At 67.1% G+C, this 12,875-nt stretch carries 16 protein-coding genes; 5 read left to right on the forward strand and 11 right to left on the reverse strand.

Going from position 1 to position 12,875, the window contains the following annotated elements; all coding sequences use genetic code 11:
• Positions 1–69 precede the first annotated feature (69 nt).
• From dapF to AC3A35_RS02010, 5 genes are all read left to right on the forward strand, one after another.
• Positions 70–903 carry a diaminopimelate epimerase gene (gene dapF / locus AC3A35_RS01990; protein WP_487434161.1) on the forward strand — a complete coding sequence of 278 codons (834 nt, stop codon included), beginning with the start codon at positions 70–72 and terminating at the stop codon, positions 901–903.
• 48 nt (positions 904–951) lie between these two features.
• Positions 952–1,605, forward strand: coding sequence for a DUF484 family protein (locus AC3A35_RS01995; RefSeq protein ID WP_487434162.1), 654 nt, complete (start codon positions 952–954; stop codon positions 1,603–1,605).
• 5 nt (positions 1,606–1,610) lie between these two features.
• Positions 1,611–2,519 carry a tyrosine recombinase XerC gene (locus AC3A35_RS02000; protein ID WP_487434163.1) on the forward strand — a complete coding sequence of 303 codons (909 nt, stop codon included), beginning with the start codon at positions 1,611–1,613 and terminating at the stop codon, positions 2,517–2,519.
• A 165-nt stretch (positions 2,520–2,684) separates the two neighbouring features.
• Positions 2,685–3,164, forward strand: a complete 480-nt coding sequence (locus tag AC3A35_RS02005; protein ID WP_487434164.1) for a hypothetical protein — start codon at positions 2,685–2,687, stop codon at positions 3,162–3,164.
• Positions 3,165–3,235: 71 nt separating this feature from the next.
• Positions 3,236–4,426 (forward strand): class I SAM-dependent rRNA methyltransferase, encoded by a 1,191-nt coding sequence (locus tag AC3A35_RS02010; RefSeq protein ID WP_487434166.1) that lies wholly within the window; start codon positions 3,236–3,238, stop codon positions 4,424–4,426.
• Between the two features lie 24 nt (positions 4,427–4,450).
• Here AC3A35_RS02010 and AC3A35_RS02015 read toward each other — a convergent pair whose 3' ends face one another.
• The 11 genes from AC3A35_RS02015 to AC3A35_RS02065 all read right to left on the reverse strand — a co-directional run bounded on the left by AC3A35_RS02015 (position 4,451) and on the right by AC3A35_RS02065 (position 12,861).
• Complete coding sequence (locus tag AC3A35_RS02015; protein ID WP_487434167.1) at positions 4,451–4,804, reverse strand: hypothetical protein; 354 nt, start codon at positions 4,802–4,804, stop codon at positions 4,451–4,453.
• A gap of 22 nt (positions 4,805–4,826) precedes the next feature.
• A complete protein-coding gene (gene ruvB / locus AC3A35_RS02020; protein ID WP_487434168.1) occupies positions 4,827–5,885 on the reverse strand; it encodes a Holliday junction branch migration DNA helicase RuvB in 1,059 nt (352 codons plus the stop codon).
• A 44-nt stretch (positions 5,886–5,929) separates the two neighbouring features.
• Positions 5,930–6,529: a Holliday junction branch migration protein RuvA gene (gene ruvA / locus AC3A35_RS02025; protein ID WP_487434170.1), complete on the reverse strand. Its 600-nt coding sequence runs from the start codon at positions 6,527–6,529 to the stop codon at positions 5,930–5,932.
• Positions 6,530–6,584: 55 nt separating this feature from the next.
• The gene (locus AC3A35_RS02030) at positions 6,585–7,529 is read right to left on the reverse strand and encodes a UbiA family prenyltransferase (RefSeq protein WP_487434703.1); all 945 of its coding nucleotides are present in this window, start codon (positions 7,527–7,529) and stop codon (positions 6,585–6,587) included.
• 28 nt (positions 7,530–7,557) lie between these two features.
• On the reverse strand, positions 7,558–9,012 hold the full coding sequence (gene rng, locus AC3A35_RS02035; protein ID WP_487434171.1) for a ribonuclease G: 1,455 nt from the start codon (positions 9,010–9,012) through the stop codon (positions 7,558–7,560).
• A gap of 135 nt (positions 9,013–9,147) precedes the next feature.
• Positions 9,148–9,768 carry a Maf family protein gene (locus AC3A35_RS02040; RefSeq protein WP_487434172.1) on the reverse strand — a complete coding sequence of 207 codons (621 nt, stop codon included), beginning with the start codon at positions 9,766–9,768 and terminating at the stop codon, positions 9,148–9,150.
• A gap of 22 nt (positions 9,769–9,790) precedes the next feature.
• Positions 9,791–10,261, reverse strand: a complete 471-nt coding sequence (gene rlmH, locus AC3A35_RS02045; protein ID WP_487434174.1) for a 23S rRNA (pseudouridine(1915)-N(3))-methyltransferase RlmH — start codon at positions 10,259–10,261, stop codon at positions 9,791–9,793.
• Between the two features lies 1 nt (position 10,262).
• Positions 10,263–10,634 (reverse strand): ribosome silencing factor, encoded by a 372-nt coding sequence (gene rsfS / locus AC3A35_RS02050; protein WP_487434176.1) that lies wholly within the window; start codon positions 10,632–10,634, stop codon positions 10,263–10,265.
• On the reverse strand, positions 10,631–11,326 hold the full coding sequence (gene nadD / locus AC3A35_RS02055) for a nicotinate-nucleotide adenylyltransferase (protein WP_487434178.1): 696 nt from the start codon (positions 11,324–11,326) through the stop codon (positions 10,631–10,633). Before nadD ends, rsfS begins: the two co-directional genes overlap by 4 nt.
• Complete coding sequence (locus tag AC3A35_RS02060) at positions 11,307–12,077, reverse strand: BPSS1780 family membrane protein (RefSeq protein WP_487434180.1); 771 nt, start codon at positions 12,075–12,077, stop codon at positions 11,307–11,309. The genes nadD and AC3A35_RS02060 overlap by 20 nt, the downstream gene beginning before the upstream one ends.
• Positions 12,078–12,084: 7 nt before the next feature.
• A complete protein-coding gene (locus AC3A35_RS02065) occupies positions 12,085–12,861 on the reverse strand; it encodes a BPSS1780 family membrane protein (RefSeq protein ID WP_487434181.1) in 777 nt (258 codons plus the stop codon).
• Positions 12,862–12,875: the final 14 nt, after the last annotated feature.

Consider the following 12,875-nt stretch of genomic DNA (forward strand, 5'->3'; position numbering starts at 1 on the left):
AGCGTGCTGGACGATACCCGGGCGCTGGGGGAGAATCCGGGCACGTTTTCCGCATTGCAGCGAGCTCCCATGAAACTGCGCTTTACCAAGATGCACGGCCTCGGCAACGATTTCGTCGTGATCGACGCCACCCGCGAACCGGTGGACCTGACTCCGGCGCGCGTGCGCGCGGTCGCCGACCGCCACTTCGGGATCGGTTGCGACCAGTTGCTGGTGGTCGAGCCGCCCACCCAGCCCGGCGTCGACTTCCGCTACCGGATCTTCAATGCCGATGGCGGCGAGGTCGAGCAGTGCGGCAATGGCGCGCGCTGCTTCGTGCGCTTCGTGCACGACAAGCAGCTCACCGCCAAGGCCGATATCCGGGTCGAGACCCGCTCCGGCATCATCGCGCCACGCCTGCGCGACGACGGCCTGGTGACGGTCGACATGGGCGTGCCGGTGCTGGCCCCGGCGGACGTGCCGTTCGTGTCGGATTCCGCGGCCGTCGTCCAGCCGCTCGATGTGGCCGGCGAAACGCTGGCGATTACCGCGGTGTCGATGGGCAATCCGCATGCGGTGCAGATCGTGGCCGATGTCGATGCCGCGCCGGTCGAACGGCAGGGTGCGCTGATCGAGCGTCATCCGCGTTTCCCGGCACGGGTCAATGCCGGCTTCGTACAGGTGATGGACGCGCATCGCATCCGCCTGCGGGTGTTCGAGCGCGGCACCGGCGAGACGCTGGCCTGCGGTACCGGCGCCTGCGCCGCGGTGGTGGCCTCCATCCTGCGCGAGCTGGTCGCCTCGCCGGTACGGGTGGAAACCCGCGGCGGCGAGCTCGAGATCGCCTGGGCCGGTCCGGGAGCGCCGGTGCTGATGACCGGTCCGGCGGTCACCGTGTTCGAGGGCGAGATCGATCTCGCCTGATACTGAATGCCATTCAACCGGGCCCACGCCCGCCAGGAGCCATAGCCGATGAATGCCGATGATGTCGCCCGCTATCTGCGCGACCACCCCAGTTTTCTGTCCGATCACGGCGAACTGTTTACCGAACTCACCGTCCCGCACCCTCAGCATGGCGGACAGGCGATCTCGCTCGCCGAGCGTCAGCTCCATGCGCTGCGCGACAAGATCCGCCAGCTCGAACTCAAGCTCGCCGAGCTGATTCGCTTCGGTGAGGAGAACGACGAGATCAGCGAGAAGGTGCACCGTTTCGCGCTCGCGCTGCTCGAAGCCCACGGCTATGAGGGCGTGCGCCACGCACTGTTCTCCAGCATGCAGGAGGATTTTTCCGTGCCTCACGTGGCGCTGCGGATCTGGAACAGCGTGCTGGCGCGCAGCGAGGAGGACTTTGCGCCGGTCGGCGAGGGCGTGCGGCTGTTTGCCGGCGACCTGCGCCATCCGTACTGCGGCGCGCCGGGCAATATCGAGGTGCTCGGCTGGTTCGGCGAGTCGGCGCCGCACGTGCGCTCGGTGGCGCTGATGCCGCTGCGCCGCCAGGCCCAGGTGATCGGCCTGTTGGCCCTGGGCAGCGAGGAACCCGAACGCTTCTATCCGGAGATGGGCACCCTTTACCTCGGCCGTATCGGCGACTTGGCCGCGGCGGCATTGCTCGGCGAAATCGGTTGAGGCTCATGCCCGCCGTGCCCGCAGCAGACAGCGTGCCGGTCTGGATGGATGGCTATCTCGACTGGCTGGCGACCCAGCGCCGCGCGGCGGCGCTGACGCTGGAGAACTACCGCCGCGATCTGCAACGACTGCAGCGGCTCGCCGATGGGCGCGATCCGGCCACGCTGACGGCGACCGAGCTCCGCCGTTTCGTCGGCCGTATGCATGGAGAGGGCCTGGGCGGACGCTCGATCGCGCGCTGCCTGTCGGCCTGGCGCGGTCTTTATCGGTGGCTGATCCGTCACCACGGCCTGCGGCACAATCCGGTCGATGGCATACGCGCGCCGAAATCGCCCGCCAACCTGCCGCGGGTATTGTCCCCGGATCAGGCCGGACTGCTGCTCGACGGCGCGACGGAGAGCTTGCTCGAGGTGCGCGACCTCGCGATGTTCGAGCTGTTCTACTCCTCCGGACTGCGGCTGGCGGAACTCACCGCCCTCGAAGTCGGGGGCGGGCTGGATCTGGTCGAGGGAATGGTCACGGTACGCGGCAAGCGCGGCAAGACGCGCACGGTACCGGTCGGCAGCAAGGCGCTGGAGGCGATTCGGGCGTGGCTGGCCGTGCGCGCACAGGTTCCCGGGGCGGCCATGAGCACGGCCCTGTTCGTGACCCGTGTCGGTAATCCGATGAGCCAGGGTGCGGTGCGCAGCCGGCTTGCGGTGCGTGCCCGGGCGACCGGACTGGGCCTCCATGTACATCCGCACATGCTGCGTCACAGCTTTGCCAGCCATGTCCTGCAGTCGAGCGGCGATCTGCGGGCAGTGCAGGAGCTGCTGGGGCATGCCAGCATCCGCAGCACACAGGTCTATACTCACCTTGACTTCCAGCATCTCGCGAAGGTCTACGATGCGGCGCATCCGCGGGCGAAGAAGTGAGCAATTGCCCGGCGAGGCGGTGAATCGGCGGCGCGCGCCACTCCCCATTATGGGTATCGCGAAATACTGAAATACCGTGGGTTTCGGCTATGCTGCGCGCCTCCACAACAATCATTTGTCTGTCGTGTGTCCTGCGTGAGCCGGGGCCGCCGAGGCAGGGCATCAATGTCAGCAGAGTACAACTCCACCAATAACACCTCTGCCGCCGATGCAGAGCAGGCCGCGGTGTTGTCAGCCGAGCGCAAGCGCATCCTCAGGGATGTTGCGCTGTTGCTCGCGAGGCATGAAATCCGGCATTTGCGGCGCTGGTTCGAGGAGTTCGACCGCGACATCCTTCTGCCCATCCTGTTGGGCGAGATTGCGCTGCATAACATCGGCGCGGTGGACAGCGTCGACGATGACGAGAAATGCCTGCTCAAGCCCTGCAATGCCTATTCGATTGCGGCGGCCACCGGCCTGCCGCGGGAGACGGTGCGGCGCAAGATCGTGCGGCTGGTCGAACTGGGCTGGGTGTCGCGGCGCAGCAATGGCCATCTCTATGTGTCTTCGGATGCGCTTCGCCACTTCGGCGGATTGCTCAGTTCGCGTGAACTCGTCGACCTGATCGAAACCGCCGACCGTGCCCGGCGGGTGCTCGAGGGCTGATTGCGCCCGGTTCTGGCACACAGGCGCAAGGAGCGGCTAAACTTGGCGCCCTTTTGCCGGACTCTCTCCTCATGGCTCGCCTGCACCTGACTCCCGGTAGGGAACGTACCGTTCTGCGCCGTCACCCGTGGATCTTTGCCGGTTCGGTCGAGCGCCTCGAGGGCAGGGCGCGTCCGGGGGACACCGTCGACGTGGTCGCGGCCAACGGTGAGGTGCTGGCGCGTGCGGCCTGGTCGCCCGAGTCGCAGATCCGGGCCCGGGTGTGGTGTTTCGACGGCGATACCGCGATCGACCATGCCTTCTTCAAGCGCCGGGTCGGCGAGTCGGTTGCCCGACGCGCCACCCATCCGATGCTCGCCGCGCAGGACGGCCAGCGCCTCATCCATGGCGAGTCGGACGGGTTGCCGGGGGTGATCGCCGACCGTTACGGCGCGGTGGTGGTGCTTCAGCTCACCAGTGCCGGTGCCGAGAAGTGGCGCGACGCGATCGTGGCCGGCCTGGTGCAGGCGACCGGATGCGCCGCGGTGTATGAGCGCTCCGACTCCGATGTGCGCCGCCTCGAGGGGCTGGAGCCACGCACCGGTTGCGCCTTCGGCGAGTTGCCCGACGGGACGCTGCTGATCAGCGAAAACGGGGTGCGCATGGAGGTCGACGTGGTGGGCGGTCACAAGACCGGCTTCTATCTCGACCAGCGCGACAATCGCAGGCTCACCGGCGAGCTTGCCCGTGGGCGTCGGGTGCTCAACTGCTTCTGCTACACCGGCGGGTTCTCGCTGCAGGCATTGGCGGGCGGCGCGACCAGCGTGTTGTCGATCGATTCCTCGGGGCCGGCGCTGGCGGCCGCGGCGCGCAATCTCGACCACAATCCGCAACTCGATGCCGCCCGTGCCGAGTGGCGCGAGGACGACGTGTTCGAAGCGCTGCGTGCGCTGCGTGCCGAAGAGCGCAGCTTCGATCTGATCATTCTCGATCCGCCCAAGTTCGCGCCGTCTGCCGCCCATGCCGAGCGCGCATCGCGGGCCTACAAGGACATCAATCTGTTCGGCTTCCGCCTGCTCGCTCCGGGCGGAATCCTGATGACCTACTCGTGCTCGGGCGGCATCGGCCTCGAGATGTTCCAGAAGATCGTTGCCAGCGCGGCGAGCGATGCCGGAGTGGATGCGCGCATCCTGCACCGCTTGTCCGCTGCGCCGGACCATCCGGTGGGGCTGGCGGTGCCCGAAGGCGAGTACCTGAAGGGGCTGGCGGTGCAGATCGGCTGAGTCGGCCGACGCCCGGGGCGACGTTTACTGCGCGCGTTGTCGCGCCGGGGCGTGCTCGGGATTGGGGCCGGGTTCGGCCAGATTGAATGCCAGCGTGATCAGTCCGAGCGCCACCACGACCAGGGCGAAATAAAGGCGCTGCACGCGCGGCGCTGGCAGATGGCGTTCGAGCGAATAGTAGTGATGGCGCAGGAAGATCAGCGCCAGCGCGGCGGTGGCGAGCAAACCGCCGCCGAGCATGCGCGAGGCGAGGGCATCGAACTGGCGACCGAGCGCGGGATCGCCGCGGGCGGGCATGAAGAACTCGGGCGCCTGCAGCACCAGGTGCAGGCCCCCAACGAGGCACAGGGTGAGCATCAGAACCTGAAAGGTGCGCATCGGTCGCCGCCGCGATCGGCGCCTATTGTCCGAACAGGTCGCTCGCCCCCGCCCTTGGCGAGGCCAGTCCGAAATGCTGCCAGATCGAGTGCGAGGCCATGCGTCCGCGCGGGGTGCGCTGCAGGTAGCCCTGCTGGATCAGATAGGGCTCGATCACGTCCTCGATGGTGTCCGAGGATTCGCCGATGGCCGCGGCGATGTTGTCCAGCCCCACCGGGCCGCCACCGAACTTCTCCAGCATTGCAGACAGCAGCTTGCGGTCCATCAGGTCGAGCCCGAGCACGTCGACGTCGAGCATGACCAGCGCCGCATCGGCGACCGCGTTGGTGATCTTGCCGCCCGCCTTCACCTCGGCGTAGTCGCGCACCCGGCGCAGCAGGCGGTTGGCGATGCGCGGCGTGCCGCGCGCGCGGCGGGCGATCTCGAGCGCGCCGGCATCGTCGATGCTGACGTTGAGCAAGCGTGCCGAGCGCCCGACGATATAGGCCAGCTCGTCCGCGGTATAGAACTCGAGTCGCGACACGATACCGAAGCGGTCGCGCAGCGGATTGGTCAGCATGCCCGCCCGGGTGGTCGCGCCGACCAGGGTGAAGGGTGGCAGATCGAGCTTGACCGAACGCGCGGCCGGCCCCTCACCGATCATGATGTCGATCTGGAAATCCTCCAGCGCGGGGTAGAGGATCTCCTCCACCACCGGTGACAGGCGGTGGATCTCGTCGATGAACAGCACGTCGTGCGGCTCGAGGTTGGTCAGCAGCGCGGCGAGATCGCCGGCACGTTCGAGCACCGGCCCCGAGGTCTGGCGCAGATTGACCCCCATTTCGGCGGCCACGATGTGCGCCAGCGTGGTCTTGCCCAGCCCGGGCGGACCGAACAGCAGGACGTGGTCGAGGGCCTCCTTGCGGTTGCGGGCGGCCTCGATGAAGATCTCGAGCTGCTCGCGGATCTTCACCTGGCCTACATATTCCGCCAGCCGCTTGGGGCGCAGGGCGCGCTCGACCGCGTCCTCCTGACGGTCGGTCGGGTGTGCGGAGATCAGCCGGTCGGGGCCGGCGGCATGGAGCTTGTCGGTTTCGATCATGGCGTGAGTTTAGCGGCTTGGCGACAGACTGTCCGGGGCAATGCTCAGGCCTTCGACAGCAGCTTGAGGGCCGCGCGGATGCCGTCGGAAACCCCGACCTCCTCGGCCAGGCCCTTCATCGCACCGAGGGCCTCGCGCTCGTTGTAGCCGAGCGCCAGCAATGCATTGAGGATGTCGCTCTTCGCGTCCGGCACGATGCCGGCGGCGGTGGCGAGACGGATGCCGCTGGTCTGGGGCAGGGCCTTGCCCAGTTTGTCGCGCAGTTCGAGCAGCAGACGTTCGGCCGTCTTTTTGCCGATGCCGGGAATCTTCACCAGACGGCCGGCTTCCTGCAGCGCGATGGCCTGGGCGAGATCGCTGACCGACAGCCCCGACAGCACGGCGAGCGCCATTCGCGCGCCGATGCCGGAGACCTTGAGCAACTGGCGGAACGCGGTGCGCTCTTCGTTGGTGGCAAAGCCGTACAGGAAGTGGCCGTCCTCGCGCACCGCAAAATGGGTGTGCAGGCTGAGCCGCTCGCCGGTGGCGGGCAGGTTGTAGAAGGTGCTCATCGGCACGTCGAGCTCGTAACCGACGCCGTTGGCATCGATCAGGATCTGGGGCGGATTCTTTTCCAGCAGGATGCCGGTGATGCGTCCGATCATGAGAGGGGTGCCTGCAAGTGGGAAGTGACGGGAGAAGGCGGTCGGTCGGTCTTGTTCACGGCCAGCGCCCGAAAGCGAGGCCGGCGGCGAGGAGCAGGCCGTGCAAGTTGGCGGCGAGAATGGTGCGCTTGATCGGCGTGGCCAGTTCGGCCGGTGCGCTCGCGTCCGCGATCAGCTCGCGTGCGGCGGGGAAGGACAACACCAAGGTGATGGCGGCGGCTGCTGCATGTTGCGGGAGCAGGTAGAGGGTCACCATCGAGACCAGCCATCCATACGCGACGATGGCGATCAGCAGGTAACCCCATTTCGCCACCTCGGGGCCGAGCCGTACCACCAGCGTCCGTTTTCCCGCGGCAGCATCGCCGCGGTGGTCGGGGAACTGGTTGATGAACAGCAGGTTGGCCACCAGCAGCGCGTACGACCCGCCGGCTGCAAGCGGCACCACGCTGAAGCTGCCGCGTTGTACATAATCGGTCCCGACCACCACCAGCAGCCAGCCGACGGCGATGACCGCCTCGCCCAGACCGCGGCTGACCAGGGCCAGCGGCGGCGCGGAGTAGGCCCAGCCGGCAAACAATCCGGCGAGGCCGATCGCGAGCAGCCCGGGGCCGCTGTGCCAGCTCAGCCACAGGCCGGCGGGGATGACCGCCGCGAGCATGGCATAGCCGAACACAGCGGTCTGACGCTTGCTCAGCACGCCGTTCTGGATGAAGCGGCTGCCGCCGGTAAACGGGAAGATCCGCTGCGTGTTGGCGGCGTCGGCACCGCTGACGGCATCGTGGTAATCGTTGATCACGTTGCCGCCGGCGTGCGCGACCAGGGCGAACAGCACGGTGACCGCCGCGGTGAGGACGTCGACCGCCACCCCGCTGCCATGCGCGGTCGCGAGCCCGATCAGGCAGGCCACCAGCGTCACTGACAGGAAGGCGGGGCGGGTGGCGGCAAAATAGCACGCCAGCGGATTGCGGTGGCGGCCGGGGCCGGGTTCTGCCGGAGCCATCGTGGTCGGGGCGTCGCGGTTCACGGAGTCAAAGCAGCACGATATCGAATTGTTCCTGGTTGTAGCTCGCTTCCGGGTGGAGCGAGACCTTCTTGCCGATGAAGTCGGAGAGCATCGCCAGCGACTGGCTCTCCTCGTCGAGGAACAGATCGATCACGTTCGGGGCGGCGAGCACGCGGAATTCCCGGGCATTGAACTGGCGGGCCTCGCGCAGCAGCTCGCGCAGGATCTCGTAGCACACCGTGCGCGCGGTCTTGACCTCGCCGCGGCCACCGCAGGTGGGGCAGGTTTCGCACAGCAGGTGGGCGAGCGATTCGCGGGTGCGCTTGCGGGTCATCTCCACCAGCCCCAGCGCGGTGAAGCCGTTGATGCTCATCTTGGTGTGATCGCGGGCCAGCGCCTTGCGGAATTCGTCGAGCACCATCTCGCGGTGTTCGGTGTTTTCCATGTCGATAAAGTCGATGATGATGATACCGCCGAGGTTGCGCAGGCGCAGCTGGCGGGCGATGGTCTGGGTCGCTTCGAGGTTGGTCTTGAAAATGGTGTCGTCGAAATTGCGTGCGCCGACGAAGCCGCCGGTGTTCACATCCACCGTGGTCATCGCCTCGGTCTGGTCGATGATCAGGTAGCCGCCCGACTTGAGATCGACGCGGCGGGCGAGCGCCTTCTGGATCTCCTCTTCGACGTTGAACAGGTCGAACAGTGGCCGCTCGCCGGTGTAGTGCTCGAGCAGTGGCAATACCTTGGGGGTGTATTCGGCGGCGAAGGCGGTGAGCTTCTGGAAGTTCTCCCGCGAATCGACGCGGATACGCGTGGTCTCGTCGTTGGCCAGGTCGCGCAGGGTACGCTGGCCGAGGCCGAGATCCTCGTGCAGCAGGCGCGGCGGAAAGGCGCCGACGGTGGTGTTGCCGATCTCGCGCCACAGCTTGCGCAGGTAGGCGATGTCGGCGGCGAGTTCCTCGTCGGTGGCGGATTCGGCCATGGTGCGGACGATGAAGCCGCCGGGCTCGTCGTCGGGCACCAGCCGGGTCAGGCGCTCGCGCAGCAGTTCGCGCTCGGATTCGTCCTCGATACGCTGCGAGATGCCGATGTGCTTTTCCTGCGGCAGATAGACGAGCAGGCGCCCCGCCAGACTGACCTGGGTGGACAGCCGGGCGCCCTTGGTGCCGAGCGGGTCCTTCAGGACCTGCACCAACAGGTTCTGGCCCTCGGCCAGAATCTTCTCGATCGGCTTCGCCACCTCGCCGTGCTGGCGATCGCTCCAGATATCGGCCACATGGAGGAAGGCGGTACGCTCGAGACCGATTTCGATGAAGGCCGACTGCATCCCGGGCAGCACACGGACGACCTTGCCCAGGTAGACATTGCCGACGATGCCGCGGCTGGAGGTGCGCTCGACGTGCAGTTCCTGCACGACACCCTGTTCGACGATCGCAACCCGCGTCTCCTGCGGGGTGAAGTTGATCAGGAATTCGATGCTCATGATGGATCCAACGCAATGGGAAATGCGCAATGACAGCGCGGACCGCTGTCATTGCGCATGGCTCATCGGCCAGGAACCGGTTTGCGGAGTCGGCCGCGGACGGCGCGCAGGCGGGTGCGGAGCCCGCCTCCCGCGCTACAGAGAGTAGCCGAAGACCTCCAGTAGTTGCGCAGTTTCGAACAAGGGCAGGCCCATGATTCCGGAGTAGCTGCCGCGGATCTCGTCGACGAACATCGCTGCCCGGCCCTGGATGCCGTAGGCCCCGGCCTTGTCCATCGGCTCGCCGGAAACGATGTAGCGCCGGATGTCGTCCTCGGTGAGCGCGCGAAAGCTGACTTCGCTGCTCGATACGCGACAGCGGGTGCGCGTGCCGTCACTGATTGCGACCGCGGTCAGTACCCGGTGTTTGCGCCCCGACAGGCGCTGCAGGATGGTGCGGGCGTCGTCGGCATCGCGCGGCTTGCCGACGATCTCGCCGTCGACCTCGAGCGTGGTGTCGGCGGCCAGCACCGGCTGGCGCGGCAGCTTGCGCCACAGGATCCGGCGTACGCCGGCTTCGGCCTTGGTCAGTGCGAGGCGTTCGACATAGCGCGCGACGTCCTCCCCGTCCACCGGGGTTTCGTCCACGTCGGCGTCCTCGCCACGCTCGCCGCCACGAAAGGTCAGCACGTCGAACTGCACGCCGATCTGGCGCAACAGGTCGCGGCGACGCGGGCTCTTGGAGGCGAGGTAGATGCGGGGCTGAATGGCAGACATTGCGCTGTTCCGGGGAGACCGCTCATTCGCGGTGGTAGGGGTGGTTTTTGGTAATGCTCCAGGCCCGATAGATTGCCTCCGCGAGCAGGGGGCGAACGAGGGCGTGGGGCAGGGTCAGGCTGGACAGGCGCACCGCCTCGCTGGCGCCGGCCTTGAACCCGGGCGACAACCCGTCCGGCCCGCCGACGATCAGGGCGACATCCTGCCCCTCGGCCTGCCACTCTTCCAGGCGGCGGGCGAGGGCCACGCTGCTCAGGTCGGTACCGCGCTCGTCGAGGATGACGCGGCGGCAGCGCGGCGGCAGTACGGCTTCGATGCGACCGGCTTCGGCCGCCATCATCGCCTCGACCGTTTTGCCCGAGGTCCGTGGCTCGGCCTTGACCTCGAGCAGTTGCAGCGGCAGTTCGCGCGGCATGCGTCGGGCGAACTCGTCGAAACCGGCTTCCACCCAGGCGGGCATGCGGTGACCGACGGCAACGACGAACAGCTTCAATTCACTCTCCGGCGCCGCGTGCGGCTTCGGCCGCCTTGCGCCGGGATGCGGGGGTGGTGGTCCACAGTTCCTCGAGGTTGTAGTGGCTGCGGATGGCGGGCTGCATGATGTGGACGACGACGTCGCCCAGATCGACCAGCACCCATTCGCCGGTGTCCTCGCCTTCGATCCCGATCACCGCGCCGCCGGCCTCCTTGACCTTGTCCTGCACATGGCGCGCCAGCGCCCGGGTCTGCCGGTTGGATTCGCCGCTGGCGACGACGATGCGTTCGAACTGGGCGGTGAGCTTGGTGGTGTTGATCACTTCGATGTCGCGCGCCTTGATGTCTTCCAGTGCGGCGACGACGATTTTTTCCAGCTTGGATGTGTTCATTCGTGGTTTTCGTAGAGGTGATGCAACCCAATATAGTCGAGAACGGAATCGGGCAGCAAATAGCGCGGACTGGTGCCGGTACGGACCAGATCGCGGATGAGTGAAGCCGAGATGGCCAGTGGCGTCATGTCGAACGGAATCACGAAGCCGGCGCTGCGGCCGCGCAACAGGGCCGGATCGGTGATCTGGCGGTCGCGGCAGGCGTCGTCGAGTGCGGGCGACAGGGTGCTTGTCCAGCGACGGCCGTGGGGGGCGTGACCGGGGCGGTTGGCCACCGCGATGTGTGCGAGCCCGAGCAGCTCCTGCCAGCGGTGCCAGCCTGGCAGGCCCTCAAAGGCGTCGGCGCCGAGGATCAGCACGAGCGGACGGTGGGCGCCGATTTCCCCACGCAGGCGTTCGAGGGTGAGGACGGTGTAGCTCTTCTGCTGCGCGCGCACCTCGCCATCGTCGACCTCGAGATGCGGGTTGCCGGCAATGGCAAGCCGCGCCATCGCCAGGCGGTCTTCCGCGGTCGAGCCCGGTTCGCCCCGATGGGGGGGCTGGCCGGCCGGAATCAACCTGACGCGCGCGAGGCCGAGCGCAGCGCACGCCTCCTCCGCCAGGCGAAGATGGCCGAGGTGGATCGGGTCGAAGGTGCCGCCGAGCACACCGAGCGGCCCGTTTGTGGCCGGATTACAGGATGCTGACGGCATCTTCGGGTAAGCCGAACACATCGCGCGCGGTGGTGTAGAAGCTCGCAAACACGATCGGGATCAGGATCAATGGCAGCGGCACCGACAGGACGGTCGCAAGGGTGGGCGAGATCAGTCCGACCACGCCGATGACGATCCCGGGCAGGATGGCACCGAAAATGATCAACCCGATCACGTAGGCAAGAAACGGACGCCAGTTGCGCAGGCAGGCGAAGAAGCTGAAGAACATGGCCTTCGGTGCAGTGATTTTCCACCAGCCGGCGAGCAGCGGGGCAAACCAGTAAGCCATCACCACCGGGGTGGACAGGACGATGGCGAGCAGCAGCGCCGCGGTGAAGGACGGATCGATCGCGGTGTCCTCGTCGATCTTGCCGCCGGTCATCGCCGTGAGCAGGCCGCCGCCATCGACGAGCGAAGTGAGCACCAGTACCAGCAGGCTGGCGATGAGGTAAATGCCGCCGATCGTAACCAGACTCTGGACATTGCTCTTGAAGCCGGAAAACAGCACCTCCGGCCCGACTTTGCGGCCGTCGTCGATGGCACGGCAGCCATTGAGCACGCCGACCGACAGGACCGGCATCAGCAGCGATGCGATCGGCTGCCCGATCAAGGGGAAGATACTGATCACCAGCAACACCAGCAGATAGCCGAAGGCCAGAAAGCTGAGCAGCGCAGGGCTGCGCCACCACAGCGTCAGGCCGTCGCGCAGCCAGCCCCAGCCGCGTTGCATGGGTAGTTGATTGGCTTGCATGAAGTGTCTATTCGGTAAGGTCGACCGGGGGCGGAAGTGCCAGTTGGGGCGAGAAGGTATCACGCCAGGCTGCCTGCAGCGCGCCGGCCAGCACCGGCACGAGCACGAACACCCCGAGCCCGGCCGGCAGCATCGCCACCCATACCAGCACATAGAGCATGGCGGCGAACACGATGAAGGTGAGCAGGTTGTGGAAACAGGCGCGGGCAGAGAGCTTCATGGCGTCGAGCGGCGCCACGTCCTGGAGCATGACCAGCGCCGGGGCGAACCAGAGTGCCATCATCAGCAGGCCCCACAGCACGGTGAACACCAGTACGCCGAACATCACCCCGCCGGCGGCCAGACCCATGCCGGCGAAAGCGCCCACCAGCATGCCGGTGAGTACCGCGCTGCCGCCGATTGCCGCCGCAATCATGGCGGCGATCAGTGCGCCGAACAAATGGAATCCGCCCACCAGCAGCAGGTTGGCGGCGTGCAGGCGGAGGCCGTCGAACAGGTGGTCCACCCGCAGGCGTTCGCCCGCGGCCTGCGCATTGGCCCCGGCCACCATGCCGCCGACCAGCACCGGCAGCGCGACCGGTGCAGCGGCCCAGCCGATGAAAGGGACGAAGCCGAGGGCGGACAGGACGACGATGAAGATCAGGGTCTGCGCCAGCCACACCCCCGGGTTGCCTATGAACAGGCGCCACCCCGCGGCCAGCCACTGCAACGCGTGCGCGGGCGTGACCGTTCCGGGCGTGGGCAGTGGATGGTAGTGATGGGCAGGGGGCGGAGTAGCGGGCATTGAGCGGGCAGGGC

The organism is Azoarcus sp. Soil_N_20 (genome assembly GCF_057656155.1).